Source organism: Mangrovibacillus sp. Mu-81 (assembly GCF_036867415.1).
GTDB lineage: Bacteria > Bacillota > Bacilli > Bacillales > Bacillaceae_B > Rossellomorea.
In genome coordinates, this window is the sequence record NZ_JBAJHU010000021.1 from 1 (window position 1) to 16,456 (window position 16,456).

General features: G+C 44.4%; 14 protein-coding genes and 7 tRNA genes. 20 read left to right on the forward strand and 1 reads right to left on the reverse strand.

Annotated elements, in window-relative coordinates:
• Positions 1 to 6 precede the first annotated feature (6 nt).
• From V6B33_RS21605 to V6B33_RS21680, 16 genes are all read left to right on the forward strand, one after another.
• Positions 7 to 80, forward strand: a tRNA-Trp gene (locus V6B33_RS21605).
• Between the two features lie 11 nt (positions 81 to 91).
• Positions 92 to 167, forward strand: a tRNA-His gene (locus tag V6B33_RS21610).
• A gap of 39 nt (positions 168 to 206) precedes the next feature.
• Positions 207 to 278 (forward strand) — tRNA-Gln (locus tag V6B33_RS21615).
• 7 nt (positions 279 to 285) lie between these two features.
• A tRNA-Gly gene (locus V6B33_RS21620) sits at positions 286 to 360 on the forward strand.
• A 7-nt stretch (positions 361 to 367) separates the two neighbouring features.
• Positions 368 to 441, forward strand: a tRNA-Cys gene (locus tag V6B33_RS21625).
• Between the two features lie 7 nt (positions 442 to 448).
• Positions 449 to 532: transfer RNA gene (locus V6B33_RS21630), tRNA-Leu, on the forward strand.
• Between the two features lie 3 nt (positions 533 to 535).
• Positions 536 to 609 (forward strand) — tRNA-Gly (locus V6B33_RS21635).
• Between the two features lie 756 nt (positions 610 to 1,365).
• Positions 1,366 to 2,307 carry a carbohydrate ABC transporter permease gene (locus V6B33_RS21640; protein WP_334219723.1) on the forward strand — a complete coding sequence of 314 codons (942 nt, stop codon included), beginning with the start codon at positions 1,366 to 1,368 and terminating at the stop codon, positions 2,305 to 2,307.
• A complete protein-coding gene (locus V6B33_RS21645; protein WP_334219724.1) occupies positions 2,307 to 3,134 on the forward strand; it encodes a carbohydrate ABC transporter permease in 828 nt (275 codons plus the stop codon). The genes V6B33_RS21640 and V6B33_RS21645 overlap by 1 nt, the downstream gene beginning before the upstream one ends.
• A 69-nt stretch (positions 3,135 to 3,203) precedes the next feature.
• Positions 3,204 to 4,481, forward strand: coding sequence for an ABC transporter substrate-binding protein (locus V6B33_RS21650; RefSeq protein ID WP_334219725.1), 1,278 nt, complete (start codon positions 3,204 to 3,206; stop codon positions 4,479 to 4,481).
• 227 nt (positions 4,482 to 4,708) lie between these two features.
• Entirely contained in the window at positions 4,709 to 6,520 is a 1,812-nt protein-coding gene (locus V6B33_RS21655) for a sensor histidine kinase (RefSeq protein WP_334219726.1), read from the forward strand.
• On the forward strand, positions 6,501 to 8,078 hold the full coding sequence (locus tag V6B33_RS21660) for a response regulator transcription factor (RefSeq protein ID WP_334219727.1): 1,578 nt from the start codon (positions 6,501 to 6,503) through the stop codon (positions 8,076 to 8,078). Before V6B33_RS21655 ends, V6B33_RS21660 begins: the two co-directional genes overlap by 20 nt.
• A gap of 13 nt (positions 8,079 to 8,091) precedes the next feature.
• Positions 8,092 to 8,817 carry a ThuA domain-containing protein gene (locus V6B33_RS21665; protein ID WP_334219728.1) on the forward strand — a complete coding sequence of 242 codons (726 nt, stop codon included), beginning with the start codon at positions 8,092 to 8,094 and terminating at the stop codon, positions 8,815 to 8,817.
• Positions 8,818 to 8,830: 13 nt separating this feature from the next.
• Positions 8,831 to 9,856 carry a Gfo/Idh/MocA family protein gene (locus V6B33_RS21670; RefSeq protein WP_334219729.1) on the forward strand — a complete coding sequence of 342 codons (1,026 nt, stop codon included), beginning with the start codon at positions 8,831 to 8,833 and terminating at the stop codon, positions 9,854 to 9,856.
• A gap of 17 nt (positions 9,857 to 9,873) precedes the next feature.
• Complete coding sequence (locus V6B33_RS21675) at positions 9,874 to 10,914, forward strand: Gfo/Idh/MocA family protein (protein ID WP_334219730.1); 1,041 nt, start codon at positions 9,874 to 9,876, stop codon at positions 10,912 to 10,914.
• Positions 10,915 to 10,926: 12 nt separating this feature from the next.
• Positions 10,927 to 11,895, forward strand: a complete 969-nt coding sequence (locus tag V6B33_RS21680; RefSeq protein WP_334219731.1) for a sugar phosphate isomerase/epimerase family protein — start codon at positions 10,927 to 10,929, stop codon at positions 11,893 to 11,895.
• 223 nt (positions 11,896 to 12,118) lie between these two features.
• Here the strand turns inward: V6B33_RS21680 and V6B33_RS21685 are convergent, their stop codons facing one another.
• The gene (locus tag V6B33_RS21685; RefSeq protein WP_334219732.1) at positions 12,119 to 12,790 is read right to left on the reverse strand and encodes a B3/B4 domain-containing protein; all 672 of its coding nucleotides are present in this window, start codon (positions 12,788 to 12,790) and stop codon (positions 12,119 to 12,121) included.
• A gap of 105 nt (positions 12,791 to 12,895) precedes the next feature.
• On the opposite strand from V6B33_RS21685, the gene queG reads away from it, so the two are divergent.
• The 4 genes from queG to nfsA all read left to right on the forward strand — a co-directional run bounded on the left by queG (position 12,896) and on the right by nfsA (position 16,388).
• A complete protein-coding gene (gene queG, locus V6B33_RS21690; protein WP_334219733.1) occupies positions 12,896 to 14,047 on the forward strand; it encodes a tRNA epoxyqueuosine(34) reductase QueG in 1,152 nt (383 codons plus the stop codon).
• 76 nt (positions 14,048 to 14,123) lie between these two features.
• Positions 14,124 to 14,996 carry an amidase domain-containing protein gene (locus V6B33_RS21695; protein ID WP_334219749.1) on the forward strand — a complete coding sequence of 291 codons (873 nt, stop codon included), beginning with the start codon at positions 14,124 to 14,126 and terminating at the stop codon, positions 14,994 to 14,996.
• Positions 14,997 to 15,060: 64 nt separating this feature from the next.
• Positions 15,061 to 15,549: a tRNA (uridine(34)/cytosine(34)/5-carboxymethylaminomethyluridine(34)-2'-O)-methyltransferase TrmL gene (gene trmL / locus V6B33_RS21700; RefSeq protein WP_334219734.1), complete on the forward strand. Its 489-nt coding sequence runs from the start codon at positions 15,061 to 15,063 to the stop codon at positions 15,547 to 15,549.
• Between the two features lie 89 nt (positions 15,550 to 15,638).
• Positions 15,639 to 16,388 (forward strand): oxygen-insensitive NADPH nitroreductase, encoded by a 750-nt coding sequence (nfsA, locus tag V6B33_RS21705; protein ID WP_334219735.1) that lies wholly within the window; start codon positions 15,639 to 15,641, stop codon positions 16,386 to 16,388.
• The last annotated feature ends 68 nt before the right edge of the window (positions 16,389 to 16,456 follow it).

Sequence of the window (16,456 nt, forward strand, 5' to 3'; positions counted from 1 at the left end):
TATCCCAGGGGCATAGTTTAACGGTAGAACGAAGGTCTCCAAAACCTTTGGTGTGGGTTCGATTCCTACTGCCCCTGCCAATTTTATTATGGCGATTGTGGCGAAGTGGTTAACGCACCGGATTGTGGTTCCGGCATTCGTGGGTTCGATTCCCATCAGTCGCCCCATAATAGTCACATTTTTTATTCAGTGACATATATTATCAATGGGCTATAGCCAAGCGGTAAGGCATCGCACTTTGACTGCGACATGCGTTGGTTCGAATCCAGCTAGCCCAGTTTATTTGCGGAAGTAGTTCAGTGGTAGAACACCACCTTGCCAAGGTGGGGGTCGCGGGTTCGAATCCCGTCTTCCGCTCCATATATAAGGCGCCATAGCCAAGTGGTAAGGCAGAGGTCTGCAAAACCTTTATCACCGGTTCAAATCCGGTTGGCGCCTCCATAAGAATGCCGGTGTGGCGGAATTGGCAGACGCGCACGACTCAAAATCGTGTTCCTCTGGAGTGCCGGTTCGATCCCGGCCACCGGTACCATTCGCGGGTGTAGTTTAGTGGTAAAACCTCAGCCTTCCAAGCTGATGATGAGGGTTCGATTCCCTTCACCCGCTCCAATCATACATACTTGAGACCTTTTCATTGCGAGAAGGTCTTTTTTGTTATTCTCGTGGAACAGTTCTAGCTGTAGAGAAATTGTAAAGAAATGATTTGAGATTGCAGAGGGGCAGGAAATTTTGGCGTTCCTATCTTTTTGTATTGTAATCATTCTAAGTAGCGCAATAATCCGGAAACCGGCGCAATAAATAAAATACTGGAGCAATTATCTGGAAACTAGCGCAATAAACAAAATACCGGAGCAATTATCTCGAAACCGGCGCAATAAACAAGATTCCTGCACAATAATCCGGAAACTGGGGCGCAATAATGTAAATCTAAAGAGAAACTTTGCTGTCATCAAATGTTATTTACACTCAGAGGACGCCCAGCCATAGTATGTTGTACTATTTTGCTTTGATTCAACCATTTTTTTGTTGGATTACCAACACTTTTCACCACAATAGCAAACAGTCAAGTCAAGTCCCCGTGCATGAAATATGAAACATCCTCCGCTTAATCCGAAAAAAACATTTTACCACTACATCTACTTCTCTAAAGCCAAACATATACCCTGGGCACGTCCATACGCATAAATCCATACCGAATGAATCCGTGTCACACGCAAAAACCCATAGGCCCATACCCTCAATCTCATCCAATAATTAAACTTGTCACAATATTGCACCTTCTTTGTCAATTTTGTTGCCCTAATTAAGATTGGATTCCCTATATAATACAAGAAAGCGGTTACATAAGAAGGGCTGGTGATACGTGTGGAACCAAAATTAAAGACTGGACCGGTAAGTACCCAGGCACAGATCAAGGCAGTATCAAAGAAGAAGTTCAAATATAAGAGTTTGTTGACGTACGCTGCTTTTGTAGGGCCTGCACTTATCTTTTTTCTAGTGATTCAGATTCTTCCTTTTCTAATGGGGGTCTATTATTCTTTTACTTCTTGGAATGGTGTCAGTTCTGTTGTAGAGTGGGTTGGGTTTGATAATTATATACAGATATTTACGGGTGACAAAACATTTTTTAATTCATTTATGTTTACAACGAAGTTTATGTTTGCTGCCGTCATTATCAGTAACTTGATTGGATTTGGGTTTGCGCTACTATTAAATGCGGCTCTTAAGACGCGTAATGTTCTGCGGACGGTGTTCTTCATACCAAATGTCATCGGCGGTTTATTATTAGGATTTATCTGGCAATTCATTTTCGTTAAAGGGTTTGCTTCTGTCGGGAACATGACGGATATTGCATTCTTCAAGATGCCGTGGCTTGGAGATGAAAAAACGGCCTTCTGGGGGATTGTCATCGTGTTTGCATGGCAGATAAGCGGGTACATGATGGTCATTTATGTGGCAGCATTGCAAGGTGTGGATAATTCTCTTTTGGAAGCTGCAAAGATCGATGGTGCATCGAATTGGACGCTTTTGACGAAGATCATCATTCCGTTGATTCTTCCGGCTTTCACGATTTGTTTCTTCCTGACGATCTCAATGGCATTCAAGATATTTGATTTGAATATCTCGTTAACAGGCGGGGGGCCATTTAATTCCACTCAGTCTGTGGCTATTAATATCTATCAAGAAGCGTTCCAGAATAACCGTTACGGTCTTGGGACGGCTAAGTCCATTTTATTCTTTGTTGTTGTAGCGATCTTCACGACCTTCCAGGTTATGTTGACGAAGAAGAAGGAGGTTGAGGCATAATGGGCAAACGGTATACAAAGAAGACGTTTGTACTTGAGATTATCGGAATTGCGCTGGGTATCCTCTTCCTGATTCCTTTTTACTTCGTATTTATCAATTCTGTCAAACCGTTTGCGGCCATTCTCATTGATGCTGCTGCCTGGCCGGAAGAATTCATGTTTTCGAACTATGCGAAGGTGTGGGAAATCATCAACTTTCCAAGGGCATTCTGGAATTCCCTTATCATTACGGTAGCAAGCAATATTGGCTTGGTCATCATTAGTTCAATGGCTGCATGGAAGATGGTTCGCACTCCGGGCAAGTTCAGTAAGATTCTGTTTGTGATTTTCGTGTCGGCGATGGTCATTCCGTTTCAGACAGTGATGATTCCTCTAATGAAACTGGGAGGGGCATTGAACCTGACGAACAGCATTCCAGGGCTGGTCATTATGTACTTTGGGTTTGGCGTGCCGCTTTCTTTATTCCTTTTTCATGGATTTGTGAAAACAGTCCCTGTTGAAATAGAGGAATCGGCGATGATAGACGGATGCAGCCAGTTTGGTGTGTTTTGGAGGATCGTCTTTCCGCTCCTCAAGCCGATTACGGTTACAGTCATCATCTTGAATACTCTTTGGATTTGGAATGATTACCTTTTGCCGCTCCTTGTTTTACAGGATGCTGAGCTGAGAACGATTCCGCTTGCTGCCAGTTCATTCTTTGCACAATATACGAAGCAGTGGGATATGGGGCTAGCGGCATTGGTGCTGGGTATTGCACCGATCATCGTATTCTTCCTGTTCTTGCAGAAACATATCATCAAGGGAATTGCATCAGGATCCATTAAGTAGATATAAAGGTTCTGTATTCCATACAGAACTTTATATACAATAAATTATATCAAGGGGGTAAAACCAGTTATGAAACGCATTCTTTTATTATTCACGTCACTGATATTAGTATTTGGAATCATTGCAGGTTGTTCATCCAAAGAATCTTCGTCAGGAAGTGACGGTGATTCCAAGTCTGGTGATGATGTAGTCACTCTTAACTTATTCCAATTCAAAGTGGAAATTGCCGATCAGCTTCAGGAGATGATCAAGGAATTCGAAGCAGAACACCCAAACATCAAGGTGAAGCTTGAAACGGTTGGAGGCGGCGCGGACTATGGTGCTGCACTTAAAGCGAAGTTTGCCTCTGGGGAAGAGCCGGATATTTTCAATAACGGCGGATTTAAAGAATTAGAACTTTGGCAAGAAAAACTGGCAGACCTTTCAGGTGAGCCGTGGGTGGAGCATGTTCTTCCTATCGGTAAAATTCCGATGACGGCAGAAGACGGCAAGCTTTATGGTATGCCGGTCAATCTGGAAGGCTATGGTTTTGTGTATAATAAAGATTTATTTGAAAAAGCCGGCATCAAAGAAGCTCCAAAGACAATTGATGAATTGAAAGACGCTTCCAAGAAGCTTGAAAAAGCAGGAATCACTCCGTTCTCAGCGGGTTACGGCGAATGGTGGGTAATCGGTCAGCATTTACTGAACATTCCTTTCGCACAGCAGGAAGATCCCGAAGCGTTCATCGCAGGATTATATGATGGATCTGAAAAGTTCGTCGGTAATGAGAAGTTCGAGCAGTTCAAGGAGGTCCTTGATACTGAGCTGAAATATGCAAATGATAATCCACTGACCACGGATTACAATACGCAGGTAACGCTTTTTGCTTCAGGGGAAACGGCGATGCTTCAACAGGGTAACTGGACGGAAAATATGATTACTGAGGTCAACCCTGAAATCAACATGGGCTTCCTTCCAATTCCGATCAGCAATGATGAAAGTGCAAACAGACTGCCTGTAGGTGTACCGAATAACTGGGTATTAAATAAAAACTCAGAGCACCTTGAAGAAGCCAAAACATTCTTAAACTGGATGGTTACTTCTGAAACAGGAAAACGTTATATCACAGAAGAATTTGCGTTCATTCCTGCATTTGATAACATCGAGCCTGCCGGATTAGGTGACCTTGGTACATCAATCCTTGACTATTCTAAAGAGGATAAGACAATTCCTTGGACTTGGTTCAAATGGCCGGATGGAGCAAACAAAGAGTTTGCCGCTGCCATCCAGGAATATGCCGCAGGAAAGATCGACTATGATACTTTACTAGAGAAATTCCAGCAATCCTGGGATAACTTGAAGTAAAACAGAATATCCGGAAGCATGTCTGAAAAGGCATGCTTTCTGTGTATTCTAACGTTCATAAGAAGATGACGGATCGCCAGCGGAAACCGAAGCCTTGCAAGTAAATCGACACGGTGTTGAACTCGTATTTCTTTTTTAGGAAAATTTCATTATTTTGAAAAAACTCTTCATGTATGTACAAGCAGGTATTATACTAGGTATAAGCAAAATGTGGAGGTCCTTTCCTCATGTTAAAGACCAGTATCAGAAACAAACTGATTGTGCTCCTTTTGATCACAACCATTGTACCTTTTGGCAGCTCTATTGTTATTACATATTTGTACACTAAGAATTCAATCGAAGACCAGGTGGTTGCAGAGAGCAGGAACCTGCTGTATCAGGGGAAGGTGAATTTGGAGAGTTATATTAATGAACTGAATGATTTGACTCTATCTCTCTATAATAATCCTGATTTCATTAATTACATGAGAAATCCGGATCAGGGGAATGATTACTTGACGATCGGGATTGTAAAGAATGTTGTGCAAACGATATTATACACAGGTGACACCATCAACGGAGTTCGGATTTCATTTACCGAAGACGACAGGGTCATCTCTGCTACAAAGCGTTCAACGGTTGTGTTCTCGAGTGCAGGGAAGGAGACAAATCAAGATGCATTTCTAAGGGCGGAACGCAGTCCTTATAATATGTATATTGAACCGGCCTTTCCACAGCAGGAAAAAGATATCAAGCGATCAAGAAATATCATTTCGGTCCACAGGGCTTTCAGGAACATTCCTGATGATGAGGTGCTGGCTTATATATCGCTTGATATTTCACCTGAGAAAATCATTGATTTAAGCAGGAATCTTTATATAGGCGAGAAAGAAGAATTTTATCTGCTCACCCCACAGGGAGAAATGATTTACGGCTCAGATCTTGATGTGTCAGACGGTAAGAATAACCAGAAATGGATCAAGCGCATCGTGGAAGAGAAAGAAGGGGACGGTACGCTTGAATGGAAGGAAGACGCCTTCAATGGTGTAATCATGTATGATCAGCTCCCTCAATCGGCAGGCGGGTGGATACTTGCCAAGCGTGTCAGTTATGCAAACCTTTACGAAAGCGCATTCAGTGTGGCGAAGATCAATATTTTGTTTGGTATTCTCGGTCTGACACTGGTCGTTCTGGCAACACTTTTCGTATCGTTCAAGATTACATCACCGATCCGTGTCCTTCTCCGGAATATACAGCAAGTAGAGAAAGGAAATATGAATGTTCAGTTCCCATCGTTCAGTACGGATGAGATCGGTTTACTTGGTTTCAGATTCCAGCAGATGATCGAAAGGATCAATACTCTGATCAACCGTGAATATAAGCTTGAGCTTGAGAATAAAAACAATCAATTAAAGGTACTGCAGTCACAAATCAATCCCCATTTCTTGTATAATGCCCTGCAGTCCATCGGCACGGTTGCATTGAAGAACAAAGTGCCGCAGGTCTACACGCTCATTACGTATCTCTCCAAGATCATGAGATACGGGATGAATATGGAAGAAGATATGGTGCCCCTTGAGAAGGAAATCAGTTATACCAAAGCATTTCTGCTTCTTCAAAAAGAACGGTTCGGTGAGAATCTTGATTACTCCGTTGAAGTGGATGATTCGGTAAGGGATACAGCAGTGCCGAAAATGATTCTCCAGCCGATCATTGAAAACTATTTCAAACACGGGTTTGATATCCGGGAGGGGATCGGCCGCATCGAGCTGGTTTGTATGAGGAAAGATGAAGAGCTCGTCATCACCATCCGCGATAATGGTATCGGTGTGACAGATGAACGTCTTGAAGAAATCTATGAGCATTTTAAGGCGGCTGGGTTAAACAAGATAGGTGAAGCCACTAATATCGGATTGAAGAACGTGTATGTAAGGCTGAAGCTTTATTATGATAATCAAGCAATCCTGCTTCTTGAAAACCCGGAAGGAGGAGGCTTTATGGTCACCATGAAGCTGCCAATGAAAATGGAAGGTGATTCGAATGAAAGCAATCATCATTGACGACGAAAAACATGTACGTGAGGGGTTACTTTTATTAGCGGATTGGGATCATTTCGGGATTCAGACCATACTCGAGGCTGAGGATGGGGAGCAGGCGAAGAATCTGATCACCGAGCACCGTCCGGAAATCATTTTCACCGATATGAGAATGCCGAAGCTTGACGGGATCAACCTTTTGAAGTGGCTCAATTCTTCCGGGATCAAAAGCAAGACGATCGTGGTAAGCGGCTATGATGACTTCGAGTATATGAGAAATGCAATCTATTATAAAAGCTTTGATTATATCTTGAAACCGATTGAACCCGAGATATTGAATGAAACACTGAGTAAAGCGGTCAATGAATGGAATGAGCTGGCCAGGTCGTGGAAATCTCATGTGGAAGATAGCCGGGTCATGAATGAAGTGAAACCGTTGTATTGGGATCGCCTGTTTTCGAACCTGTGCAGCTCAGAAGGACTAACAATAGCATCAGAGGGGAAAATCCTGCATGAATTCGGTGTTGAAATTGGGAAAAGGCAGAAAACAGTCGGGCTCATCCCGATCAAGCCGTCTGTTATGAAATGCTTTCAGGGAGACAGGGATCTCGCATCCTTTACATTGACGAATATCTGCAACGAACTGCTTAAGAAAAATAATGATGGTGTCTGTTTCAGAAATATAAATAAAGATGAGGAGCTTGTCATACTCTTATGGAATGATAAAAATATCAATTTTCTTTTGGATGAATTCTATGCTTCCATCTATCAATTCAACAAAATCTGCTTGACGATCTCTTTAGGGGAAAATTCGATGGACATCCAGAAGGCTTATTCATCGGCATTGGAAGTATACATGAAGCATGACTTAAGGAAGACGGGCAAGATCATCACATCCAATGATGTAAGTTCTAAACCGAATCTTCACCTGCTTGACTATTCAAATGAGTTGAAATGGATGATTCGCTCAGGAAGTCCAACCGGTGTGGAGGAGTCCCTTCAGAAGATATTCGTTATTCTTGAAAAACAGCATACGCTTTCCCGCGAGCAAATACAGGTCTGGGAAAATCAGTTTGATTTACTAAGAAACAATTGGCTGAAAGAATACGGGATAGAAGGTCAGTCTGTATTTTACAAGGGGATTGATTATTGGGTAAGAGACGGTTCTTTTTCACTTGAGAGATTCAAAAATGAAAAGATGAAGCAGTTCAAAGAGTTGATACAAACTTTGACAAATAAGAAATATCAGACTGAGAAGAACAATATGCAGAGAATCGAAGAGTATCTGCAGCATCATTATCAGGAGGAAGTGAATTTGCAGGAAATCGCGGATACATTTTTCCTGAGCAGGGAGTATATTTCAAGGAAATTCAAACAGGAATACAAGCTGACGATTACGGATTATTTAACGAATATCCGGATGGAGAAAGCTATGAAGCTATTAGAGAATCCATATCTTAAAATATATGAAGTTGCGTATGGGGTAGGGTATGGAAATGAGAAGTATTTCAGCAAGGTGTTCAAGAAGCAAATCGGGATTACGCCAAATGAATTCAGGCAGTCCCTTCTAAAACAAAAATGATGGAGGTCAAATCATGGTAAACGTAACAGTATGGAATGAAAATCGTCATGAACAGAAAAGTGAAAAGGTGCGGGAGGTATATCCTGAAGGAATACATGGGGCGATTGCCTCATTTTTGGGGGAAGAGTCCTTTAATGTCAGGACCGCGACTTTGGATGAAGAGCAGCATGGACTGACAGATGAAGTGTTGAATTCCACGGAGGTACTCCTTTGGTGGGGGCATATCGCCCATGATGAGGTCACAGATGAAGTAGTGGAAAAAGTGAAGCAGCGTGTCCTTGACGGGATGGGCCTGATTGTCCTGCATTCCGGCCATTTCTCGAAGATTTTCAAGGAGCTGATGGGTACGAGTTGTGATTTGAAATGGAGAGAAGCGGATGAGAAGGAACGCATCTGGATTGTCGACCCGAGTCACCCGATCACTGCTGGACTGGGAGAATACATCGAACTTGAAAAGGAAGAAATGTACGGGGAGCATTTTGATATTCCGGCACCCGATCAACTGGTGATGGTGAGCTGGTTCGAAGGCGGCGAAGTGTTCAGGAGCGGCTGTACATATCAACGGGGGAACGGAAAAATCTTTTACTTCCGACCCGGGCATGAAACATATCCGACATATTACAACCGTGAAGTCCAACAAGTGATCATCAATGCAGTGGAATGGGCAAAGCCGGTAGAACGAAACAGGCCCGTTTACGGGAATGCAAAGCCGTTGGAAGAAATTAAGGGATCTAACTAAAGGAGGAAGTAAAATGAGTAAGTTAAAAATTGGTGTCGTCGGTTGTGGAAGTATCGCGCAGCATCGTCATCTCCCGGAATACGCCAGAAACAAGGAAGTTGAAATCGTTGCCGTATGTGACATAGTTGATGAACGAGTGAAAAAGACAGCCAGGGAATATGGAGCCGAAGCTTATACAAGTTACAAGGAGCTGCTTTCTAATCATGAAGTTGAAGCTGTCAGTGTGTGTACACCTAACTATTTGCATGCACCGATCTCGATTGCCGCACTGAATGCCGGCAAGCATGTGTTATGTGAGAAGCCGATGGCGACCTCAGCCGAAGAAGCGGAGAATATGATTGCCGCAGCTGAAAAAAACAACAGGAAGTTGATGGTTGCCCATAATCAGCGCTTTGTTCCTTCGCACCAGAAAGCAAAAGAGCTTATTGAAAAGGGCGAAGCAGGAAAGGTTTACAGCTTCCGTTCAGCATTTGGCCACGGAGGTCCTGAGGGCTGGAGTGCGGATGGGAAAGACAGCTGGTTCTTTAAGAAAGATGAAGCGTTCATCGGTGCGATGGGAGACCTCGGAGTACATAAGACCGACTTGCTTCGCTACGTGCTCGGCGAAGAATTCGTGGAAGTCGGTGCTTTTGTGGAAACGAGTGCAAAGGAAAATGCCGATGTGGATGATACAGCAGTTTGTGTGTTGAAGACAGAAAGCGGGACGATCGGGACACTTGCTGCCAGCTGGTCGTATGTGTCAAAAGAGGACAATTCGACAATCATCTATGGAGAAAAGGCGATTCTCCGCTTAGAGGATGATCCGGTGCATTCATTAGTTATTCAATATGCGACTGGTGAAGTGGTCAGGTACGACCTTGGCGGCATCCAGACGAATGAAGACGGCGGACAGACGAATTCGCATGTTATTGATCAGTTTGTACAGTCCGTGTTAAATGATTCTGAACCGCCTGTCAGTGGAAGTGAAGGCATGAAGTCCCTGCAGGTCGTGTTATCTGCACTTGAGTCAAATGAAACAAAAACAATCGTAAAACTGTAACTTGAGGTGAATGCAGCATGTCAAAACTCCGTATGGGGATCATCGGGGCTGGCGGAATCGCACAAAGCCGCCATATCCCTGCATATAAAAAATTGTCCGAAACGGTCATGATTGAAGCGGTCAGTGATATTAATACATTGACTGCCCAAAACGTGGCTGAGAAGTTCGATATTCCAAACGTATACAGTGATTTTCGCGACATGTTCGATCATGTCGATGCCGTCACGATCTGTACTCCGAATAAATTTCACGCTGAAATTTCGATTGCAGCCCTGCAAGCCGGACTTCATGTCTTCTGTGAAAAACCGATGGCGATGACGCCTGAAGAATGCCGGGCGATGATCGATGCTGCAGATGAATCGGGTAAAGTATTAGCGATCGCTTATCACTACCGCTTCATGAAAGATTCCCGGACTGCGAAACGATTCATATCAGCAAACGAAATCGGTGAGCCGATTGTAGCAAGGGCAAGAGCGATCCGCCGTCGCAAGGTGCCTGGCTGGGGCGTATTCACGAACAAGGAGCTGCAGGGCGGTGGAAGTCTCATCGATTACGGCTGCCACTTCCTGGACCTGTCACTCTGGCTGCTTGGAAACCCAAAGCCTGTCGAGGTGACAGGGACTGCCTATAACAAGCTAAGCAAAACACCAGGAGAAGTCAATCAATGGGGGGACTTCGACCGCGAGAACTTTGAAGTCGATGATCATGTGACGGCTTATATTAAATTTGACAACGGCGCATCGATGCTCTTTGAAACATCCTGGTCCGCCAATGTGAAGAGCGATGAAGAAAGCTTGAGCATATCCGGCGAAACGGGCGGCGTCGATCTGTTTCCGCTGAACATCAATCAAATGAAGCATGGAATGCTCCTGAACAGTGAGGCTGACTGGATTCCCGGTGAAGACGACCCGAGTCTTCCACAGGCCGAAAATTTCATCAACAGTTGTCTTGGCCATGAAGAGCTCATTGTGAAGCCTGAAGAGGCAATGGCTGTATCGCAAATCGTCGATGCCATTTATAAAAGCAGTGAAACACGTAAAAGCATCACATTGAAATAGGAGGAAGCATAGATGAAATTAGGTGTATTTACCGTATTATTTTCTCAGAAAAATCTTGATGAAATGCTTGATTATGTGAAAGAAGCCGGCTTGAATGCGGTCGAAATCGGGTCAGGAGGCTATCCGGGAAATGCTCATTGCGATCTCGATGCCCTCTTGGAAAGTGAAGAACAACGAAATGAGTACCTGCAAAAGGTGACATCGCGCGGCCTTGAAATCAGTGCCTTCAGCTGTCACGGCAATCCGATCTCACCGGATTCTGCATTCGCAGAAGACTCGCATGCTGCGCTTGAGAAAACAATCAAACTTGCAGGATTGATGAATGTCCCTGTCGTCAATTGCTTCTCAGGAACAGCGGGTGATCATGAGGGCGCAAAGCATCCGAACTGGCCGGTCTCGCCATGGCCGAATGAATACGGTGATATCCTGAAATGGCAATGGGAAGAGAAACTAATTCCTTATTGGAGGAAGATGGGGAAACTTGCCGAGGAGCATGGTGTGAAAATCGGTCTCGAGCTGCACGGAGGGTTCCTTGTTCATACACCATACACGCTCTTGAAGCTTCGTGAGGAAACATGTGAAGCAATCGGTGCCAACTTGGATCCCAGTCACCTGTGGTGGCAGGGGATCGACCCGGTAGCGGCGATTAAAATCCTCGGGAAAGAAAATGCGATCCATCATTTTCATGCCAAAGATACGTACATCGATCAGGAAAACGTCAACATGTACGGTCTGACTGATATGCAGCCATATGGAAACGTCCAGTCACGTGCGTGGTCGTTCAGGTCGGTAGGATGCGGCCACAGTCTTCAGGAATGGTCCGATATGATGAGTGCACTGCGGACATTCGGATATGATTATGTGGTAAGCATCGAACATGAAGATCCGATCATGTCGATTGAAGAAGGCTTCGGGCGTGCTGTTAAGAATCTGAAGTCTATATTGATCGAGGAGCAGCCCTCGGAGATGTGGTGGGTGTAAGTAATGGTTAAGGAGAGAACCTGGTATTGGTTCTCTTTTTTTTGTAATATGCCAGTGGCATACAATTTTTGTTGAAACGAGAGATTAATGGGCGAATTTTCTTGGGGTATTTTCCCTTTCTCACTGAATAATAGGTTTTACTTCCGTCCGTGGCCTGTAATTAGTCAAACAAATAAACCCGGCTCACTGTTTTTCACAGGGACCCGGGTTATCATTTGAAAAATCATGCGTTTACCACTCTGAATGATCCTTCTCCACCATGGATGCTGATAAACATATCCATCAGTGATTTCGTCAGTTTGTTACCTTCTTCTGCAGGAAGGGTAGGCTTTAAGAAGATGATTTGTAAAGCGTTTGTCGTTCCTTTTCCTACAGGGGCGCGGTTGGAATCAACGAAAGGACTGCCGAATGGGCCTTCCTCATCAGCTGCAACGATCAAGTTCTCCAATGAATTTTTCCTGCCGTTCAGCCCCTTATACGTTTCACCTGCTTGTCCCACCCGGAGCTCGATGTTATTTCCCTTTAGTTCGTTGAGGTCATAGATCCCGATCGGCACTTCATATTGCAATGAAAAAAAGTTATTCAAATCGATCGCCGAATTGATCGTGGAAAGGTAGTTCTGTTTTTTTACCCGGCGGAAAAGGGCTTCGGCCGAATGGCGGTAGCGGTTTGGATCTTTACCGGTGCTCTTGAATACATCCCGCCACTCGGAAACCCCGGAGATGTCTGTGACATTTTTGTCCTGGAGATCAAAGAAGATGGATTCCTGAAATAACTGCAGCCTGCCCTTCAGCATTTGAGGAGAATCCCCGACTTCGATATGATGGTAGTGGATGACGCCTATTTTAAAAGACGGAATGATTGAAGAGATTGAAGTATCAATTGTCGTTTCCATTATTTTTCCTCCACATTTCGTTTGAAATAGTTTATCATAATACTCGGCTGTAATCATTTGAAACGAATTCATACTTGTAATATAAACGGAAAGGGGGCGGGTGTCTTGGATTTTGATCAGTTAAAGCAGGATATCATCGACTACAGTAAAGAAATCGGAATCGATAAGATCGGGTTCACGACGGCAGGCACGTTCTCTGAAATGAAGAACAAGCTGCTGAGGCAGGAAATGCTCGGTTATCAATCAGGCTTTGAAGAAAAGGACATAGAGAAACGGGTGGATCCGTCGCTTATATTCGATGGACCTAAATCGATCATTGCCATTGCCCTCGCGTACCCTTCCAGGATGAAGAATGCCCCCCAAAGCAGACGCGGGGAAAGGCGGGGGATATTCTGCAGGGCTTCATGGGGAACCGATTACCATCATGTGCTGCGGGACCGGCTTGCTAAATTAGAAGAATATATTGCATCACGCTTCCCGGAGGCGCGTTTTAAATCGATGGTGGATACGGGTGAACTAGTTGACCGGGCAGTTGCGGAACGTGCGGGAATCGGCTGGAGCGGAAAAAACTGTTCCATCATTACACCCGAGTTCGGTTCGTATGTATATCTCGGTGAAATGGTTACAAACCTTCCATTTGCATCCGATGAACCGATGGAAGATCAGTGCGGGACATGCAATAAATGTGTGGATGTATGTCCGACCGGTGCCCTGGTGGAAGGCGGACAGCTTGATGCACAGAAATGCATCGCCTTTTTGACTCAGACGAAAGGATTCCTTGCCGATGAATACCGGGTGAAGCTGGGGAATCGGTTATACGGCTGTGATACATGTCAGACCGTCTGTCCTGAAAATAAAGGTATCGACTTTCACTTCCATGAAGAAATGGAACCCGACCCTGAAATTGCAAAGCCGTTGTTAAAACCGCTTTTGACGATCAGCAACCGTCAATTTAAAGAGCATTATGGGCATGTATCGGGATCGTGGAGAGGCAAGAAGCCGATACAGAGAAATGCGATCATTGCCCTAGCTCATTATAAGGACGAAACCGCTGTGGAAGATTTGATCGGGGTCATGAACTCTGATGTCCGTCCCGTGATCCGTGGAACTTCAGCATGGGCATTAGGGAAAATCGGTGGACCTGAAGCAGAAAGAGCACTTCTGAAACAGAAATCAATTGAAGAAGACAAAGAAGTGCTGATTGAAATCGAGAAAGGTCTCGGATTGCTTGAACCCGGCGGCAGTGTAAAAGGATGAATCCAATGGATTTATCCTTTTTTTGTTGTGAACAGAAGGCTTTCCTCATAGAAATAAAAGAGGGGGGAAGACGATGATCAGAAAGCTACTTATCGAAAACATCAACCATGTCATCAGCGAGTACACCACCCGGGGACAGACAGACTATCAAAGTGAAAAAGTGAAAAGAAAAAAAGAATCCTGTGAGAAACGTCATGCTGAAATTGTTAAGGTTGAAGCGGCCGGCAAAGTGAATGAGGTTTCAATGCAGGGGGATGAGACGCAAACGGTCCTCTACGATGTACATTATAAATACTTGGTGAAACAAGGTTCGTATATATATCTGGAGGAAGAAGTAGAGAATCGGAGAGCCGTTTATTACGACGGGAAGATTTACAATGATGGTGAAATCCCGGCTGTGGTTGAGGAGGTGAAAGGGCAGGAAATAACGAGTGTTGAGGGAAATGGTGAACGAACCACGTATCACTATGAACGATTAAAAGCAGTCCAGTATGCAGAGAAGTGGTGGAACACCTACAACCCAGCGTACCGGAAGTTTGAAAATGACTGTACAAATTACATTTCCCAATGTCTGCACGCCGGAAATGCTCCAATGAGGGGCTATCCTTCACAGGGAAAAGGATGGTGGATGAGAAATAACAGCTGGAGCTATAGCTGGACGGTGGCGAATTCCATGAGGCTGCATCTGCCATCCTCGCCAATCGGACTGCGGGCGAGGGAGGTGGAAGGTCCGCATAAACTGAAGATTGGGGATGTGATCTGCTATGATTTCGAAGGGGACGGCCGTTTTGATCACACCACGATCGTCACAGGAAGGGATGCGGATGCCATGCCCCTCGTGAATGCCCACACCTTTAATTGCAGGATGAGATATTGGAAGTATGAGGACTCAACGGCCTATACACCGAATATCAAATATAAATTTTATACAATCGTCGACGACCGTTAAGTATTGTCCTCCCGAGGATAAATGGTATAATGTCACTTAGAGTTTTATGAATGAGGTGACATACATGGGAGTACATGTGGTTTTATATCAACCGGAAATTCCAGCGAACACAGGAAATATAGCACGAACATGTGCGGCGACGGATACCACGCTGCATTTGATTCGCCCATTGGGTTTTTCAACGGATGATAAAATGCTGCGCAGGGCAGGACTTGATTACTGGCAGTTTGTAAATATCGTTTATTATGATTCTCTTGATGAATTTTTCGTGAAAAACGAAGGCGGAGAATTCTTTTATTTAACGAAATATGGTAAAACACCACACACGGAATTTGATTACAGTGTGGAGGAGAAAGACTACTACTTCATTTTTGGGCGTGAAACATCCGGCTTGCCGGATGATGTGATTCAGAATAACCTCGATCGTGCTTTACGGATCCCGATGAACGAAAACGTCCGATCGTTGAATCTGTCAAATACGGCAGCGATTTTAATTTATGAAGCATTAAGACAACGCCATTATCCCGGACTCCTAAGAGAACTGGAACAGTAAGTGATGAAGGAATGGAAATCATAAGATTTTCATTCCTTTTTTAATTTGGCTTATACTAAAGGAAAGGAATTGAAAGGAGTACTACATAAATGAATCAAACCATTGAAACCATTCTGAATCATCGTTCGATCCGGTCTTTTAAAAAATCACCGTTAAGTGAAGAGGAAATACACACGATCGTCAAAAGTGCCCAGGCAGCCAGTACATCGAGCTACATTCAGGCATATACAATCATTGGAGTGAGAAATCCTGAGAAAAAGAAAAAGCTTGCCGAACTCGCCGGAAATCAGAGCTATGTAGAAGAGAATGGTCACTTTTTCGTATTCTGTGCCGATTTATACCGTCATGAGAACATCGGTAAATGGGAAGGAGCCGATGTGATGGCATCATTGGAAAGCACGGAGAAGTTCATGGTTTCATTGATCGACACTTCTTTGGCTGCGCAGAACGCTGCAATCGCAGCTGAATCCATGGGGATGGGAATCTGCTATATAGGAGGAATCCGTAATGACCTGGAAGCGGTAAGTGAAGTGCTCGGGCTGCCCCGACATGTGATCCCGTTATTCGGGCTGGCTGTAGGATATCCGGCAAATGATTCCAGCGTGAAGCCTCGTCTTCCCCTTCATGCGGTCTATCATGAAGATGGATATAAGACTGATGAGGCAGCAATGAAAGCGGAGCTTGACCGCTATGATGAAACAATCTCTTCCTATTATCATGAACGCACCGGCGGCAAGCGGTCCGACCGCTGGACAGAACAGATGGCGAAGATGCTGTCCGGGAAGAAGAGGATGTATATGAAGGAATTTGTGGAGAAGCGCGGGTTTAATAAGAGATAACATTAGTTTAAAGCAGTCATGTACTGCATTTTAAGGCAATGAGGTAAAGTTGAAAATAAATACCCAAA